Source organism: Streptomyces sp. NPDC051662 (assembly GCF_040681655.1).
Lineage (GTDB): Bacteria > Actinomycetota > Actinomycetes > Streptomycetales > Streptomycetaceae > Streptomyces.
The window spans coordinates 1-16807 of record NZ_JBFAZD010000042.1 but is presented as its reverse complement, the minus strand read 5'-3'; the positions used below and the strand labels follow the sequence as shown (position 1 = coordinate 16807).

Annotated in this window: 14 protein-coding genes and 2 pseudogenes; 8 read left to right on the top strand and 8 right to left on the bottom strand. The window is 70.2% G+C overall.

Annotated elements, in window-relative coordinates:
• Positions 1–24: 24 nt before the first annotated feature.
• The 5 genes from AB0M67_RS38700 to AB0M67_RS38680 all read right to left on the bottom strand — a co-directional run bounded on the left by AB0M67_RS38700 (position 25) and on the right by AB0M67_RS38680 (position 5622).
• Entirely contained in the window at positions 25–891 is an 867-nt protein-coding gene (locus AB0M67_RS38700; RefSeq protein WP_365752557.1) for a carbohydrate ABC transporter permease, read from the bottom strand.
• A complete protein-coding gene (locus AB0M67_RS38695) occupies positions 888–1817 on the bottom strand; it encodes a sugar ABC transporter permease (RefSeq protein WP_365752642.1) in 930 nt (309 codons plus the stop codon). The genes AB0M67_RS38700 and AB0M67_RS38695 overlap by 4 nt, the downstream gene beginning before the upstream one ends.
• 13 nt (positions 1818–1830) lie before the next feature.
• The gene (locus AB0M67_RS38690) at positions 1831–3204 is read right to left on the bottom strand and encodes an ABC transporter substrate-binding protein (protein WP_365752555.1); all 1374 of its coding nucleotides are present in this window, start codon (positions 3202–3204) and stop codon (positions 1831–1833) included.
• A 67-nt stretch (positions 3205–3271) separates the two neighbouring features.
• Positions 3272–4582, bottom strand: coding sequence for an ADP-ribosylglycohydrolase family protein (locus tag AB0M67_RS38685; RefSeq protein WP_365752553.1), 1311 nt, complete (start codon positions 4580–4582; stop codon positions 3272–3274).
• A gap of 56 nt (positions 4583–4638) precedes the next feature.
• Positions 4639–5622, bottom strand: coding sequence for a LacI family DNA-binding transcriptional regulator (locus AB0M67_RS38680; RefSeq protein ID WP_365752551.1), 984 nt, complete (start codon positions 5620–5622; stop codon positions 4639–4641).
• A 509-nt stretch (positions 5623–6131) separates the two neighbouring features.
• On the opposite strand from AB0M67_RS38680, the gene AB0M67_RS38675 reads away from it, so the two are divergent.
• Genes AB0M67_RS38675 through AB0M67_RS38665 form a run of 3 tightly spaced genes read left to right on the top strand, consistent with a single transcriptional unit; the run spans position 6132 to position 11963 of the window.
• Entirely contained in the window at positions 6132–7118 is a 987-nt protein-coding gene (locus AB0M67_RS38675; protein ID WP_365752549.1) for a hypothetical protein, read from the top strand.
• A gap of 58 nt (positions 7119–7176) precedes the next feature.
• Entirely contained in the window at positions 7177–9024 is a 1848-nt protein-coding gene (locus AB0M67_RS38670; RefSeq protein ID WP_365752547.1) for an HSP90 family protein, read from the top strand.
• A 2-nt stretch (positions 9025–9026) separates the two neighbouring features.
• On the top strand, positions 9027–11963 hold the full coding sequence (locus AB0M67_RS38665; RefSeq protein WP_365752545.1) for a hypothetical protein: 2937 nt from the start codon (positions 9027–9029) through the stop codon (positions 11961–11963).
• Positions 11964–12203: 240 nt separating this feature from the next.
• Here the strand turns inward: AB0M67_RS38665 and AB0M67_RS38660 are convergent, their stop codons facing one another.
• Entirely contained in the window at positions 12204–12368 is a 165-nt protein-coding gene (locus AB0M67_RS38660; RefSeq protein ID WP_365752542.1) for a hypothetical protein, read from the bottom strand.
• Positions 12365–12658, bottom strand: coding sequence for a hypothetical protein (locus tag AB0M67_RS38655; RefSeq protein WP_365752540.1), 294 nt, complete (start codon positions 12656–12658; stop codon positions 12365–12367). Before AB0M67_RS38655 ends, AB0M67_RS38660 begins: the two co-directional genes overlap by 4 nt.
• A gap of 160 nt (positions 12659–12818) precedes the next feature.
• Between AB0M67_RS38655 and AB0M67_RS38650 the strand changes: the two genes are divergently transcribed.
• The 3 genes and pseudogenes from AB0M67_RS38650 to AB0M67_RS38640 all read left to right on the top strand — a co-directional run bounded on the left by AB0M67_RS38650 (position 12819) and on the right by AB0M67_RS38640 (position 14891).
• Entirely contained in the window at positions 12819–13733 is a 915-nt protein-coding gene (locus AB0M67_RS38650) for a phytanoyl-CoA dioxygenase family protein (protein WP_365752537.1), read from the top strand.
• 3 nt (positions 13734–13736) lie between these two features.
• A pseudogene (locus AB0M67_RS38645) lies at positions 13737–13838 on the top strand (short-chain dehydrogenase); the annotation flags it as partial.
• Positions 13839–14108: 270 nt separating this feature from the next.
• Positions 14109–14891, top strand: coding sequence for a hypothetical protein (locus tag AB0M67_RS38640; RefSeq protein ID WP_365752535.1), 783 nt, complete (start codon positions 14109–14111; stop codon positions 14889–14891).
• A 239-nt stretch (positions 14892–15130) separates the two neighbouring features.
• Here AB0M67_RS38640 and AB0M67_RS38635 read toward each other — a convergent pair whose 3' ends face one another.
• Complete coding sequence (locus AB0M67_RS38635) at positions 15131–15541, bottom strand: hypothetical protein (RefSeq protein ID WP_365752533.1); 411 nt, start codon at positions 15539–15541, stop codon at positions 15131–15133.
• 291 nt (positions 15542–15832) lie between these two features.
• Here AB0M67_RS38635 and AB0M67_RS38630 point away from each other — a divergent pair.
• Positions 15833–16184 (top strand): annotated as a pseudogene (locus AB0M67_RS38630) (DUF664 domain-containing protein); the annotation flags it as partial.
• Between the two features lie 185 nt (positions 16185–16369).
• The gene (locus tag AB0M67_RS38625; RefSeq protein ID WP_365752531.1) at positions 16370–16705 is read left to right on the top strand and encodes a transposase; all 336 of its coding nucleotides are present in this window, start codon (positions 16370–16372) and stop codon (positions 16703–16705) included.
• Positions 16706–16807: the final 102 nt, after the last annotated feature.

The window sequence follows — 16807 nt, the reverse complement described above, 5'->3', positions numbered from 1 at the left end:
CGGCGCGGCCCGCGGCCCCGGGGGTCAGCCCGTCATGCCCGACGAGGTGTACCCGTCGATGAACCGGCGCTGCAGCAGGAGGAAGGCGATCAGGACCGGGATGACCATGATCAGGCCGCCGGCGCTGACGAGCGTGTAGTCCTGGGTGTAGCCGGACTTGAAGGCGAAGAACGCGGTGGCGACGGGCATCTTGTCGCTGCTCTGGATGAAGGTCACCGCGAGCAGGAACTCGTTGTAGGCCCCGAGGCCGGCGACGAGTGCGGCCGTGAGGAGGCCCGGCCAGGCCATGGGCAGGACCACGCGGGTGAACACCCGCCATTCGCCTGCCCCGTCGAGACGGGCCGCCTCCTCGTACTCCTTTGGCAAGCCGACCATGAACGATCGGATGAGCAGGGTGGCGAAGGGGCTGAAGATGGCCCAGTAGATGATGACCAGGCCGAAGAGGCTGTCGTAGAGACCGAGGTTGGTCCACATGTAGAACAGCGGGACCAGGAAGAGCTGGATCGGCAGGGCTGTGGTGACCAGCAGGTAGTAGATGAAGCCGTTGCTGCCGGGCACGCGCAGTCGGCTCAGGGCGTAGGCCGCGCTGCTGGAGATCACGCATACGCCGAGCGCGGTGGCGATGACCACGATGGCGCTGTTGCGCAGGCCGACGCCCATATTGGCCTGCTGCCAGGCGTCGACGAGGTTGTGCCACCGCGGATGCGTGGGCAGGCCGAGCGGGTCGGCGGCGAGGCCGGAGCGGGTCTTCAGCGCGCTGAACGCGAACAGCAGCATCGGGCCGACGGCGAAGAGCGCGAGCAGCAGCAGGACGGCGTAGGTCGCGTACCGTCCGAACGAGAGTTTCCTCCGTGGCGTCCGTCGGGTCGTTGAGGTGTGCCAGGTACTCAAATGTCCCACCCCCGGCGGCGCAGGTAGAGGAAGCCGGAGACCGCGATCACGCTGATCATGGCCATGATGACGCCCATGGACGCGGCGTAGCCGGCTTCTTGGTTGGCGAAGGCGGTGCGGTACAGCAGGGTGCCGAGTACGTCGGTGGAGCCCGCGGGTCCGCCCTGGGTGAGGATGTAGATGTAGTCGAAGATCAGGAACGACCAGATCACGGTCATCAGGCCCAGGAACATCAGGGTCGGCCGGATGCCGGGCAGGGTGATGTGCCAGAACTCCTGCCACATGTTCGCGCCGTCGATACGTGCCGCCTCGTACTGTGAGGGGTTCACCGCCTGCATCGAGGCGAGGAAGATCACGACGAGGAAGCCCCACCACTGCCAGGTGTTGATGAACGCGACCGTGCCCAGGGCCAGGTGCGGGTCACCGAGGAAGTTGACGTCCTTCAGGAACGGCAGTCCCAGGTTGGCGAGGCTCTGGCCGATGCCCTGGTCGGGGCTGAGCAGGCTTTCCCAGATCGAGCCGGAGACGACGGTGGCGACGACGTACGGAATGAAGTAGGCGACGCGGAACAGCATCTGGAAGCGCTTGACGCGGGAGAGGAGGAACGCTCCGAACAGGCCCATCGCCATGGGCACCGTGAGGAAGAACGCCGTCCACAGGACGTTGTGCCACAGGGCGTTGCGGAACTCCGCGTCGCCGAAGAGGCGTTGGTAGTTGTCCAGGCCGACGAAATCGGCCGAGCCGAGACCGGTCCAGTCGGTGAAGGAGTACCCGATCGACAGGGCGCCGGGCACGGCGATGACGAGGGCGTTGACCACCAGCAGCGGTGCCATGAAGGCGAATCCGATGCCGGTGCGGCGCAGTTTGCTGCGACGGGCCGTGCGGGCGGGCCTTGCGGGCCGGGCCGTGGGCCGCTCGACGTGCATGACGGCCACGGGGTCACGCTCCCTTCGGAGCGGGCACGGGCGGTCGCATGCCGGCCTTGAGCTCCTGCTGGAACAGCTTGTCCAGGCCCGCGCAGTAGTCCTTCGGGCTGAGGTCGCCGGTGATCACCTTCTCCATCTGTTCGTAGATGTAGGTGTCCGACTTGGGCGGCCAGAAGGTCCAGGTCGTGTAGCCGATGTCCGTGGCCGCGTTGAGCTGGAGGTAGTGGCGCTCGACCCGGGGATCGATGTCCTTGGGGAAATCCGCTTCGGTCACCTTGACGGGGGCCGGAGCCACGCCTGTCGCGGAGAGCCATTCAAGTTGGCGCCGCCCGTCGGAGACCAGGTAGTCAAGCACGTCCACCGCCTGCGCGGGATGCTCGCAGTCCTTGTTGACGGAGTAGGCCGTGCCGATCGACAGCGGCTGCACCCCCGCGGGCACGCCGCTGTTCATGGACGGCAGTGGTGCCCAGTCCCAGGTCGCGTCGTTGCCGGCCGCCTTGCCGAAGTACGGGTCGATCTCGGTGAACGTCCAGGACCCGTTGAAGAACAGGGCCGTGTCTCCGCTCGCCAGCTGCTCGTAAATGGTGGTGAACTTGTTGGTGAAGTACTTGTTCGTGCCGCCGCCGAACCACCCCTTGTCGAACCAGCCCTTGAGCACGGCGATCGCTTCCACGAAGACGGGGTCGGTCCACCTGCGCTTCCCGGTGAGTGCCTCGTACAGGGCCTCGGGTCCCGCGAAGGTGTTCCAGATCCAGGTCACATGCCACTCGGTCGCGGCCTTGAACTCCGCGTTGCCCGCGCCGACCGGAACCATGCCCTTCGCCGTCGCGTCCTTGCAGAGATCCTCGAACCCGGCCCGGTCCGTCGGCGGCTTCCAGCCGTGCTTCCGGAACGTCGCGGGGTTGTAGAAGACGGCCATGGTCTCGTAACCGGACGGCACCGAATAGAGCTTGCCGTCGGCACGGCCGGCGTCCAGTGCCCAGGAGAGCAGATCGTTCGACCAGCCGAGCTTGTCCACGTAGGGGTCCAGCGCCAGCAGATTGCCGTTGCTGACATAAGGCAGGGTCTGCGCCGGGCCCGCGGTGCCGATGATGTCGGGGCCGCGGCCCGAGGCGATGGCGGTCTGGGTGAGCCGTCCGATCGTGTCGATCTGCTTCACCGACATCTGCACCTTGGGCACGTTCGCGCCGGTGGCGGTCTTGTTGTAGGCGTCGACGAAGTTCTGCTGGAAGTACGTCTCGATGTCCTTGCTCGCGAAGGCTCCCCAGTACGAGATCTGGTTGCCACTCGCACCGCTCCCTGAGCCGCAGGCGGACAGGGCCGTGGCACCCAGCGCGGCGGTGCCGGTCAGTTGCAGGAATCGGCGGCGTGAGAGGGACACGGTCATGGGGTGGTCTCCGAGTTCTGAGGTGCCCGGTGTCGGTGTCGGCGACGGGGGAGGGGCTGGTGCGGCGTCACTTGCTCATCACCAGCCGTACGGTCCGCTCGGCGAGGTCCGAGATACGGGAGCCGTCGAAGCCCCGGATGGCGCTGCGGGCGGTGTCGTTGAGGGGCTCGGTCCAGTGGGCCGGCAGCCGCTGGGCGCCGCTGATGATCCCGGCGACGCTGCCGACGGTGGCGCCGTTGGAGTCGGTGTCCCAGCCGCCCTGCACCGTGAGCCCGATGCTGGCGGTGAAGTCGCCGTCGCCCCACAGGAGCCCGGCCACGACGAGGGCGGCGTTGTTGACCGTGTGGACCCAGGAGTAGTGGCCGTAGCGGTCCTCGATAGCCGCGCGGGCCTGCTCCCAGGTGTCCCCGGCCGTGTGCCGGTCGAGTACGAACCGGACGGCTTCGGCCAGCCTGCTGCGGGGAGGGACGCAGGTAAGGGAGGTCTCGACGGCCTCGCGTGCGGTACCGGTGAACGCGGCGGCCACGAGTGCCGCGGCCCACATCTCCCCGTAGACGCCGTTGGCCGTGTGGGACAACTCCGCGTCACGGTAGGCGAGTTCGGCGGCGGCGCGCGGATCGCCCGGGCAGACGTAGCCGAAGACATCCGCGCGTATCTGGGCCCCGATCCACTCGCGGTAGGGGTTGTCGATCTTCCCGGCGCGGGAGGGTTCGTGTCCGATGACCAGATTGCGGTAGGTGGAGCGCTCGGCGGTGAAGGTCTGGGTGTACGGGAGCCGGTCGAGCCATTCGGCGGCCACGTCCTCACGGGTGTAGCCGAACCCGTACTCCTGAAGGATGTGCAAGCCCAGGATGGTGTAGTCGATGTCGTCGTCGCGCGCGCTCTCCGAGATCCGGCCGCGGGTGGTGTACGGCCAGAACTCGCGCAGCTCGAATCCCTCGGGCATGGGGTCCAGGACGGGGATGTAGTCGCGCAGGGGGTAGGCGTCGGCCAGCTCCAGATACGCGCGCAGGTGACCGGCGGTCCAGTGGTCACCGTACTCGACCGGCTTGCCGAGATTGCATCCCGCGCAGCGGCCGAGCCAGGCGCCCAGCATCCGGTCCCGGAGTTCCGACTCGCCGACCGTTGTCACGGCGGGAGCCTCGGGCAGTGTCGCGAGGATGGCATCGAGGCCATCCGGCTCGTCGTAGCTCCAACTCGCCTTGCGGGCGGTGGTGCTGAGCTGGTCCAGGAGCCCGCGGGCCGCGGCGACGTCGTCGCCGGCCGCCGCCTCGTGCCCGGCCGCGGCGAGTTCGCCCAGCTCGTATCCGCTCTCCTGGCGCTGCGCGAGTTCCCAGCGCAGCAGTTCACGCGGATCGTGGGCCTCGTGGTTGTTCACCGCTATTGCTCCTGTCGTTGACGTGGAGAGGACGTGGAAAGGACATGTGAGGGAGATCAGGCCGACTCGCGGCGCACGAGGGAGTTGGCGATGACGAGCTGCCGGGAGGGGTCCGCCCCCTCTGCGTTCAACTGGCGGAGAAGGGCTTCACCGCAGGAGCGGCCCACCTCGCGCGCCGGGTTCACCACGGTGGTGAGCGCCGGGGTGATCAGGGACGCGGCGTCGATGTCGTCGTAGCCGGTGACGGCGAGTTCGGCGGGCACGCGCAGACCACGCTTGCGTGCGGCATCCAGGACACCGATGGCGATGAGGTCATTCGCGCAGGCGATGGCATCCGGCCGGTCCTCTCGGTCGAGGAGGACCTCGGCCGCGTCCCGGCCCGCGTCCCGGGTGAAGCCGCCCCGGACGACGAGGTCCTCGTCGACCACCCGGCCGGCCTCGGCCAGGGCCCGGCGAAAGCCCGCCTCACGTACATCGCTGGGGCCGGTGTGCCGGGTTCCGCCGATGTACGCCACCCGGCGTCGTCCCAGGTCGCACAGGTAGCGGACCGCCTGGGCCATACCGCCCTCGTCATCGCTGCGGACCAGGTCGCCGAGGTCCGCGTCGAAGGGGCCGCCACCCAGGCGGACCACCGGCATGATCTTCCGGTGCTTGAGGAGGTCCTTCCTGGTGAGCTGGAAGGGGGCGATGACCACACCGTCGACACGCCGCGTCGCCATGTCCCGCAGAAAAGCGGTCTCCTGCTCGCGGGTTCCGTCGGTGTTGCAGACCAACGTGCGGTACCCGGCCGGCACCATCACATCGTCCAGCCCGCGCAGCATCATCGGATAGAAGGGGTTGGTCAGGTCCGGGACGATCAGCCCGACCGTCATCGTCCGCCGGGTGCGCAGTCCCTGCGCGAGAGCGTTGGGCTGGTAGCCGAGCTCCTCGATGACCCCGAGCACGCGGGCCTTGGTCTTGTCCGAGACCGGCCGGCGCCCCGACAGCACATGGGAAACCGTGGTGACGGATACCCCGGCCCGCGCGGCGACCTCTGTCATGCCGACCTGCGTCACTCTCGACCTCCGTGCAAAACGTTTGGCGTGGTGTGGCCGCCAGATTCGTCGCACCCTTGCCATGTTGTCAAGAGGTAAACCACGTATTAATTGGTGATTTCCAGGCGAGCTCGTCAGTTGCGGTAGGACCTCTTGACGAGGTCCGAGGTGTGGTCTTGAGTTTGCGCGCAAATCGTCTTGCGTCCTTGCGCGAGGAAGGTGTCAGTGACATCAACGTTCGAACGCGTCTACAGCGCGCTCATCCCTCGTGCGCCGGGTGACGGTGAGAAGTGGGCACTCGATCAAGGGAGCGAGGAAGTCCGTCCGCCCCGGGCCCGCAACGGCCTGATCGCGAGCGGGAGTTCGCAGAGGTGCCGACGGGGGACCGGGAGAGGGCGGGAACGCGGAACCGGGACCGGGCTCGTGAAGTAACCGTGAATACCCTGTGGAAGCGATGTCGGTGGGGCCGCTTATGCTGCACCGGATGATCACTCGGGACCAGGGGAGGGCTCGGCATGCTCGGCAAGCTGTTCGGCAGGGGAGGGGAGAGACCGGCGGTGGATCCACACGCCCTTCCCGTCCCGCACAGGCGGAAGAACGGGATGTACACACTGCGCGCGCTCGGGGACGAGCGGGTGCTCGCGCTGGTGGAGGCGGCCGACGCGGGTGACTGGGAGGACGTCAAGGCGGCGCTTGCCCCCTTCGATCTCGGTCGCGACCACCAAGTTCTGGGCGAGCTGGCCGACTTGGACGGGGTGCAGGACTGGATCGGCCGAGCGGTCGAGGAGGACAAGGAGCACCGGGCGACGGCCCTGCTGATATCCGGGACGCGCTACCTCAGCTGGGGCTGGGAGGCGCGCACCACCGCGCGTGCCGTGAACGTCACGCAGGAGCAGTGGCGGGTCTTCCACGAGCGGCTCCACATCGCCGAGGAGCAACTGTTCGAGGCCGCCGAGATGCGGCCGGAATGGATCACGCCGTGGCGCCGCCTCCTCACCTCCGGCCGCGGCATGTCACTGGGCCCCGCCGTCAACGGGACCCGGCTCGACGCCGCCCGGCGTCGCGACCCGCTGGACCTGGAGACCCACGTCGAATGGGTGACGCAGTTGCAGCCCCGCTGGGGCGGCGAGCGGGGCGAGGCCCTGGCGTTCGCCCGCGACGCGCTCGGCCGCGCCCCGCAGGGGCACCGGCTCGGCTGCGTGATCGCCATGGCGCACATCGAGGACTGGGTTGAGTCGGACCGTGAGGACTGCCTCGAAACCCCCGAGATCCAGGCCGAGTTGCGGAACGCGGCCGACCACAGCGTCCTCCACCCCGCTTACGCGCGGCGCCCGGGCTGGCAGCACGACCTCAACATGTTCGCCATGGCGCTGTCCCTGGCCGGCGAGCGCCACACGGTACGGCGCGTCTTCCAGGCGCTCGACGGCGCCTACACCAGCTGGCCCTGGACCTTCTTCGCGGAGCCCGAGAAGCAGTTCGCCCGTTACCAACGCCGCGCCTGAGCGCACGCCGAGCCCGGTCCCGCCCCCATCCGTCGCCCCTCCCACCTCGGACTGCCCGATGACTTTGCCTGACACCGCCGCGACCCCGGCCGGCGCCGACCGCACCTTCCAGGTGGATCTGCGCGGCCTCGTCGATCTCCTCTCCCACCACCTCTACTCCAGCCCGCGCGTCTATCTGCGTGAACTCCTGCAGAACGCGGTGGACGCGCTGACCGCCCGGCACGGCCTCGAACCGGCCGCCCCCGGCGACGCCTTCGGCATCCGCCTGTACGCCGACGGTTCGGTCGTACGCGTCGAGGACGACGGCGTCGGTCTCACCGAGGCCGACGTGCACACCTTCCTCGCCACGATCGGCCGCAGCAGCAAGCGCGCCGAACGCATCGCCGAGCAACGCGGCGACTTCATCGGCCAGTTCGGAATCGGCCTGCTCTCCTGTTTCCTGGTCGCGGACGAGATCCACGTCCTGAGCCGCTCCGCCCGCACCCCCGACGCGGGCGCCGTGGAGTGGCGGGGCCGCGGCGACGGCAGCTACACCGTCCGCACCCTGCCCGCATCCGCCCGTCCCCGGCCCGGTACCACCGTCACGCTGACGCCGCGCGCCGACGCGGGCGAGTGGACCCGGCCGGTGCAGGTGCACGCGCTGGCCCGGCACTTCGGCTCCCTGCTGCGCCACCCGGTGGTCTTCGACGATGGCACGGGTGGCCCGGGCGTATCCGTCAACCCCGAGCCCGCACCCTGGGCACGTACGTACCCCACCCCGGGAGCCCGTTCCCGCGGGCTGGCCGCGTACGGCGAGGAGGTCCTCGGGTTCACGCCGCTGGACACCATCGAGCTGGACCTGCCGGCCGTCGGCCTGAAGGGCATCGCGTGCGTACTGCCCGAGGCGGTGCCGGCCGGGCGCCGGCACGGTCACCGCGTACACGTCAAGGGCATGCTGCTGTCCGAGCAGGCCGAGGAGATCCTGCCCGAGTGGGCGTTCTTCGTCCGCTGCGTCGTCGACGCCGAGAGCCTGCGCCCGACGGCGTCCCGCGAGTCCCTGTACGAGGACGACACACTCGCCGCCGTTCGCGACGCCCTCGCCGAGCGGCTGCGCGCGTGGATCGCCCGGGCCGCCGCCAGCGATCCGGACCTGCTCGCCCGCTTCCTCCAGGCCCACCACCTGGCCGTGAAGTCGCTCGCGGTGCATGACGACGAGATCCTGCGGATGCTGCTGCCCTGGCTGCCGTTCGAGACCACCGACGGGCACACCACCCTCGACGAGTTCGCGCGCACCCACCGCACCGTGCTCGTGACATCGAGCGTGGAGGAGTTCCGCCAGGTCGCGGCGATCGCCTCGGCCGCCGGGCTCGGCGTCGTCAACGGCGGCTACACATACGACCGTGAACTGGTCCACCGGCTGCCCGAGATCAGGTCGGAGGCCAGTGTCGCCGACCTCGACCCGGCGACCCTCACCGCCCACCTCGACCCCGTCGACCGTGAGACGGAACTGGCCGCCGTGGCCTACCTCGCCCTGGCCCGCGACGCCCTCGCCGTCTTCGACTGCGATGTCGCGCTGCGCACCTTCCAGCCCGCCTCCGCCCCCGCCCTCCTCGTCGACAGCCGCGAGGCCCGGCACGAGCGCACCCGCTCCCAGCTCGCCCGTGAGCAGGAGGGCGGCCTGTGGGGCGACATCCTCGGCGCCCTGCGCCAGGAGGGCCCGCGGGCCCAACTGATCCTCAATCAGCTCAACCCGCTGGTCCGCACCGCCGTCGCCATCGACGAGCCCGAGCTGGCCCGCACCAGCGCCGAAGCCCTCTACGGGCAGGCCGTGCTGCTGTCCCGGCGCCCGCTCAGGCCCGCCGAATCGAGCCTCATCAACCGCTCCTTCCTCGACCTTCTCGCCCACGCCCTCCGCAAGGACAGCTGACGATGCCGACCGCACCCCAGACGACCGACGAGCTGTACCAGGCGCTCCAGGAGAACGGCCGGCGCCCCTACGGCCGCACCCGTACCGTCACCGCCGAGGAACTCGTGGACGCCGCCGAGCAGTTCGCGGAGCCCGTCCCGCTCGTCCACGCGCTCCTCGATCTCCAGGAGGCGTACACCTACGGCTCCGAACCCCGGAAGTCGCCCGTCGTCTTCGCCCGCCTGCTCACCTTGTTCGACGAGCGGCCCGACGTCTTCGACGAGCGCGGGCGCCACCTGCTGTTCTGGCGGTTCAAGTGGGTGTCCAACGCCCTGCGCGCGTTGCCCGAGGTTCCGCTGGCCGGTCTGCGCCAGTGGCTGACGGAGATGCGCGACCGGTACGGGAAGGCCGGCCTGGGCCTCCACCCCTACTACGGACAGGCGTACCAGCTCGCCGCCCACATAGGGGAGGACACCGCCCTCGCCTACGAGCTGTGGGCGGGCCGCACCCGCACCCCGCTCAGCGACTGCGAGGCCTGCGAGATCTGCGAGGTCGCTCTGTACCACCTCGCGGCGGGCGACGATGAGCGGGCGCTGAGCGCCTGGGAGCCCGTTCTGGACGGAAAGGAATCCTGCCGGGAGGAGCCGGCCCGCTCCTTCTCGTACGCCCTGTTGCCCCTGCTGCGCACCGGCCGCGTCGACCGGGCCCGCGAACTGCACCTCGCCGGCTACCGCGGCTGCCGCCGCAACCCCTCGATGTCCGGGGAGGTCGGCCGGCACCTGGAGTTCTGCGCGCTGACCGGCAACGAGGCACGCGGCCTGGAACTGCTCGCCGAGAACCGGAGCCTGTTCGACGAGGTGGACTCGCCGCTGGATCTGCTCGACTTCCTCACCGGCGCGGAGGTCCTCCTCCAGCGCGTCGAGCTCCTCGGCCACGGCGAACTGCCCGCCGCCGGATACGCGGGCCGCACCTGGACGGTGGCCGGCCTGCGCGCCGAGGTGCGGGGCCGCGCCGACGACCTCGCCGCCCGCTTCGACGCCCGCAACGGGACCACGGCCCACACTGACCGCCGCGGGGCTCGCCTCGACCGTGCCCCGCTCCTGGACACGCTGGAACTGACCCTGCGCACCCGCGGCCTCGACGACGTGACCCCCGCCGCCCCGGTTGCCACGTCCGCCGCCCGTACGACCACCGCCGTCCCGGAGACGCTGCCCGAACTCATCCGCCAGGCACGGGCGTTGGACGAGCAGGGGCACCCGGACGCACAGGCCTGCTGGGCACGGCTGCGCACGCTCGCCACCGCCCGCGGCTACACCCACCCCGACGACCCGGCCGTGGGCCCGCTCGTACAGCTGCGCGCGGACCTGCTGGCCGACGAGGCGAGCCGGGCGGGCGAGAAGGGCGAGTTCACCGCCGCTCTCTACGAGGAGGCCGCAGGCCTGTACGACGACGCCGGGGCGCCGGGTCAGGCGGCGGTCGCCCGCGCCTGCGCCCTGCTCGACACCGCCGGGATCCCCGCGGAGGGAGTCGACGGAGCCGAGACGAAGGCCGCCGCGCTGAGCGCAGCCCACGCGTCCATGGTCCGCCTGCATGAGGAGACGCCCGGCCTCGCCCCGTACCAAGAGGCACGCCTGCTGCGGCTGCGGGCGACCGCGCTCGGCATACGCCTGCAGACATCGGGGAGCGAGGAGCACGTCGCGCCGGTCTTCGCCGAGGTGGACCTGCTGCACGCGTTCGCCACCCGGCATGACTTCGGCGGGCAGATCTCCGGCGCCCTGCTGCTGCGGGCCGGCACATACGCCATCTCCGGCGACCTGTCCGCCGCGGTCGCCGAGGTCGACGGCCTCCTCGACCGGCTGAAGGCACACGGCCCCGCCTGGCACCTGCCCCGCGCGCTCGGACTGCGTGGCCGGCTCCGGCTCGGCCTCCAGAACGCGCAGGCCGCGCAGGCCGCGCACGCGGACCTGGCCGAGGGTCTGCGACTGGCCGCCGACTGGCCGGCCGACGCGGTCGACACCGCCCGCCTCCACGGTGATCTGGCCGAGGCCTGCATGCACCTCGGTCGCCCGGACGAGGCACTGCGGCACCTGACGCGCTCGGCGGACCTGGACCTGCGCGGCGGCAGCCGGACGGACGCGTTCTGCGCCTACAGCAACGCGGCTCAGCTCTGCCTCGACCTGGGCCGTGTCGAGGACTGCATCGCCCTGCTCGACTCCCTTCTGGCCGAACCGGACGTCGCCGCCGGCGAGATGGACGGACGGCTTGTCGCCCAGCTGCGCCTGACCCGCGCCCGCGCGCTGCGCGCGGGGGAGGACCTCAAGGCCGCCGCGGTGGAGTTCGTCGCCCTCGCGGCCGAGTCGGCAGGCTGGGACGACGACCCGGGGAGCCACGCCATGATCGCCGCGGAGACGGCCGTGCTCCTCGGTGAGTCCGGCGAGTTCGGCCGGGCCCGCGAGGCCGCGGACCAGGCGCTCGCCGCCCACGCCCTGGCCCCGCGCTACGAGCAGCTCAGCAACTGTCTGCGCGAACTCGCCCGCCTTCAGGCCCAGCAGCAGGGCCCCGACGGACTGGCCGACGCCCTCGCCTACCTCACCGACGCCGGCCGGATCGCCGACGAGGCGCGCGTCGCCGAGTACGAGGCCCACGGCCGCTCCCTGGACACCGCCCTCGCCTACGAACAGGGTCGGGTCAATGCCTACGTCGGCGAGTACGAGGACGCCCTGGCCGCCCTGGAGAAGGCCATCGCCCTGCTCGGCGAGCCGGGGCCGGAGGAGGACCGCGTCGGTGAGTGGGCTGAGTGCGTCCGTCTCGCGGGTGCCGTGGAGGGTATCTACCTGAAACGCCCCGCCCCCGCCCTCACCCGCCTCGACGCGGCGGTCTCCCGACTGACCGCCCTGGGCCACACCGAGGAGACCGAGCAGCTGACTTCCCTGGCGGCCCGACTGCGCGACGAGGAGTGAGGAGTGACGCGACGGGCGCGGTGCCGGGCTGCCCCCCAGCGCGGCGCCCTCCGCCGCGTTGACGGAGCCGCGTTGGGGGTCAGCCCGGCCGACCGATCAGCGCCTGGGCCATGGGCGAACGACTCCGCACACTCGGCGTTCGGCTCGCCGGGACCCGCTCCGCCGCACTGTTCCGGTTCGCCACCGAAGTGCCCGAGGCGAACCTCGCCCGTACCCTCGGCAGCCACATCAACGTCGCCGTCAAGTGGCGGCGTTGGTGGGGGTGGGCGCGCTGCTGCCGGTGTAGGAGGGGAGGTCGGCCACCAGCTTGGTGAGGGCCGGGTCGCCGGCGTAGCGCCGCGCGTGCAGGTCGGCGATCTTCTGGGCGATGTCGGGAGGGGTGAAGCGGTTGTGGTGAGAGATCATTTCTCTCCCTTGACGATCTGAGGTCGGCCTTCGGGGTCCGCGGTCGAGGCTGACCAGAGCCGAGCAGCGCCGTCACCGCCTTGATCGGCCAGACGCAGGGCGCGGTCGAAGCCGATGTCCTCGACCGACGCGATGCACGCGAGCCCGTACAGCGTGCCCCACAGCAGGTCGCGGGCGTCCTCGACACTGGCGGTTTCGGCCGCGGTCTCGGCCGCCCAGGCGCCGTGGAGGCAGGGGCGGCCCCAGGGTGTCGCCGTGCTCGGCGAGCCATGCCGACAGGGCGATCCCATCACGGTGTCCGGCGGCCGGTTGAGCCTCAGGGGGCACGATGGCTTCGGCTTCGGCTTCGGCTTCGGCTCAGGTCGGGGTGGGCAACTGTCCGCCCCAGGGGCGTACTTCATACCCGGAAAACCGCTTGCCTGCGTCAACCGCCATGATGATCCTGGACCGATGGACCTCGATGATGCGGCGCGAGCATGGCGTGAAGACGGCTTCGTCATCCTCCCCGGCTTCATCCCACCCGATGAGCTGAAGTCTGCGGCGGGCGAACTGGACTTGCTCTTCCCGTCCCCCGAGGGGTTCCACGACGCAACCGACGCGCGACGCGAGCGCTTCATCGGCGACCAGTTCTCAGGGATCGACTACTTCCCGTTCGCCAGCACGGAGATCAGCCTGCTGGCGGTGAACCACCGGATCCTGACGCTCGCCGGGACGCTGCTGGAAGACGACGGCTTCCAGATCTACGGGGCGGAGGCATGGGCGAAGTACGCCGGCGCCAGCGACTACGACCAGGACCTGCACCGCGACTACCTGGGCCACACCCTCCTGGTGCCCAGCACCGCGCCCGGCTTCCGCCAGCTGGAGATGTTCGTGTACCTGGCGGATGTGCCCGAGGAGTTCGGCCCGGCGCACCTTGTCCCGCGAAAGCACACGGCCGACCTCCCCGCCGTGCCCGACAGGTATCTGCGGGCCGGCCTCGAAAGCAAGAGCCGCTTCCACGACGGCAGCGGCAGCCCGCACCTGTACGGAGCGCAGGTGTCCGCGGCCGGTCCTGCCGGGACAGTCGTCGCCTTCGAGATCGGCACCGTTCATCGCGGAACGGCCATGACCGCGCCGCGCGGCGCCCGCTACACCATGCACCTGAACTTCCGTCCTTCCGGTGTCCAATGGGGGCAGCGCCGGGGCTGGGCCTATGCCGCCGGTCAGCGGGACTGGTTCAATTTCGTCGAGCGGGCCACCCCGCGCCAGCTCCAGGCGTTCGGGTTCCCGCCGCCTGGACATCCGTACTGGACACCGGAGACGCTGGCCGGGATGGCGCTGCGGTATCCGGGGCTCGACCTCACGCCGTGGCGCCAGCCTGGCTGATCCGGTGATCCCAGCGACCTCACCGCCGCCGACGCCCGCGCCGTCCTCGACGTCAACCTCATCGGGGTCGTCCGCACCACCGCGTTCCTGCCGCTGCTGCGCCGCTTCGGTTCACCGGGAGGGGATCGCCGGACGGTGTGCCGGGTTCCCGGCGTGCGTAGCTGACCGGCGGTCAACACCGCAGCTGGGCAGGGCTGTCGGAGGACCGACGTTTTGTAGACTCTGCGGCAGGCGGGGAGAGGCGGCCGTTCCGGGACCGTCTCCTGGGAGGGCGTTGTTATGGCAGGTCATGCGGGGGATCCACAACGGGGCGGTACGGGCGGCGGAACCCCACCGCCGCGTCCAGCGCCGGCGCCCACCCCTGCCTCGGACCCGGTGCCGCAAGGCCCAGCAGCCTCGCCCGACAACCGCCTGCGGCGCATCCGCCGCCGCTACGGCGCCCTCTCCACCGCCAACAAGCTCGGGCTGTGGAGCGCGGTCGTCGCTGCGCTCGCCTTTGCGGTTCCCACCGCTGTATCGGCCCGGCAGGCACTCTTCCCCGCCGAACCGGCCACGCTACTGGTCGAGCCCAACGAGCACTTCTGCCTGAACCGTTGGTATGTCCCCGAGACCGAAGCCGCGCTGCGCCCCAGGGTGAGCGATGCCACCCCCGGGCAACTGGCGAGCTGGCGGCAGGAAGGCCGTATCGCCCATGCGGGCGCCTTGGAGGCGGCCGTCAGTGTGCACGGCAACGCCGGTTCGTCGGTCGAGATTCGCGACATCTCCGTCACGGTGACGCGCCGCGAGAAGCCCGCGCCGGGCACAGTGACCGGTACGCCTGGCTGCGGGGCCGGTCCCGAAGAGCCCGCGTACCTGGTGGTCGACCTGGACACACTGCCGCTGAACCGCCCCGTCCCCGCCGCGTATCTGCTGCGCAGCCCCCAGCAGAGGTCAGCTCGGCAGATGGAGGAGGATATGGGCCAGTCCCTCAGCCTGCCCCACACTGTCGCCGCGGACGACTTCTACTCGCTCTTCCTGGTAGGCCGCGCACAGAGCCACGACTGCCGCTGGCGAGCCACGATCACCTGGTGGGACGGCGAGAAGACCCACCGCAGTACCGTCTCGGACAAGGGAGGCAGGGACTTTCGGGTGGTCCCGACCGGCGACGACGCACCGTGACCCCGCTGGGCGCGCGCGGGAGGAGTTGTATGGTCCGGCCCCTGCCGACTGGCGGCTCTGTCGGCCTTGTCGGCAAACGATGCGCCAACTGCGCCGGCGACGGCTGCCCGAAGGACGCAGAGGAGTGCTGGGAGCAGATGACAGCCGTCCTCGACCCCGCGCGGGTGCCGCGGAAGGCGATGAACACCGACAAGAAGTGTCCGGCGGATCACGGGTGGCGTCAGGGTCGGAGATTGGCCTTACCCGTGCCGCACGGATCCAGGCCGCGCCCGCATGACCCACATGTACCCGGCCAGGCCAAGGGATCCGCGCGCCATGGCGTCAGCCCACGCCGGCATGATGCTGCCCCAGGCGTTCCATCCCAGGCTCCAGAGGAGGAGCAAACTCAATGCGCTCGCCACCATGACCGCGCTCCCGTACTTGACCAGTGTTGTGCGGCTTCTGCCCAGCCAGCCCCCCAGAAGCCCGGCTGGGATCTGCACCATCACATGGAAACCTGCGCATACCAGCGGCACAGTGAAGAGGAGGATGAAGGGACTATCAGCAGCGGGATCGCCTGACGATGTCGCGTAGCCGGGGTTCAGCATCCACGACGGCGGCACCAAGAACGTGAGCAGGAGTATGGCTCCGCTCAGATGCATAGCGCCCAAGTGCCGCAGTGTGGAATGGGAAGCCCTGACGCTTCGCCCCCTGGCAGCCGGACCAAAGGTTCTCTCGCTCATGTTTCCTCTCCCGTCGCCGTATGCAGGCGTAGGTCATGGTAATCAGGCGGCTTCCCGGCGCGGGGGCGGTGCGCGTTGACCGTGTGGACGTTGAGGTGACCTAGGCCGTGGTGTAGAGGTTGTCTGACGTGGCACGTTTCGCGCGCTTCTTGGAGCAGGTCAGGGCGGCGGCCATGGCCGGGCCTCGGCTCTGCCAGTCGTTGGGGACCACGTACGGGATACCGGCGCACGTGGGAACACTCGGACGCGACGATCAACGAGCTTCCCCTCGACGCCCCCGGCCATGTGCCGTGGTGGCCGGAGCCCTATGCCAACACGAACCTGTTCGCCGTCATGGCCCATGTCCTCGGTGAGTCCAACCGGCATGCCGGGCACGCCGATATCCTGCGCGAGGGCCTCGACGGCCGGGCCGGGGTGCGCGCCGAACACGAGAAGCGGATCGACGAGGAAGCCCGTGCGGCGAGGAAGCCCGTGCGGCGAGGAAGCCCGTGCGGCCTACCGCGCGAAGATCGAGCAGGCCGCCAGGCCGGCCGCACCCATCAAGGCTCAGAGGCTGTCCCACGTGACGTGATGTCCGTGCTGCACGATGCCGGTCGTGGATGCTGATCTGTCGAAGCATCTGGCTCCTGATGAACTCCGGGAGCCGGCCGCCCCGTTGCCGCCGCCGTTCGCTGCCCGTCTGCAAGGTGGTGAGCCCACTCCGTGTGACGAGCATGAACCGAAGCCGGCGGCCTGTGGCGTCGGCAGCACCGGGCAGTGCTGGACGAACCCGGGGCCCGCAGCGAGGTGGACTGGACCCCGGCGGCGCCGACCCGACCCGTCAAACTCCGTGCGGACAAGGCGTACTTCTCCGCCGAACACCTGGCCTGGCTGCGCGAGCACGGGCTCGTCGCGCGCATCGCGCGACCCGGCATCGAGTCCGGCGAACGCCTCGGTCGGCACCGCCGGAGGATCGAACGGTCGATCGCCTGGCTCTTCGGCTACCGCCGTCTCACCGTCCGATACGAACGAGAAGGCTCGCACTCCTGCGCCTTCCTCGGCCTGGCCGCCGCCCTGACCTACAACAAGAAGCCCGCGAAACGTGCCACGTAAGACACCCTCTTAGCTTGGCGTTTATCCTCGGCGGGCTTGGTGTTCCTTGATCGACTCGGCGCGTTTGACCGTCTTGCCGACGTCGTGGCGCCTGGCCCGGTG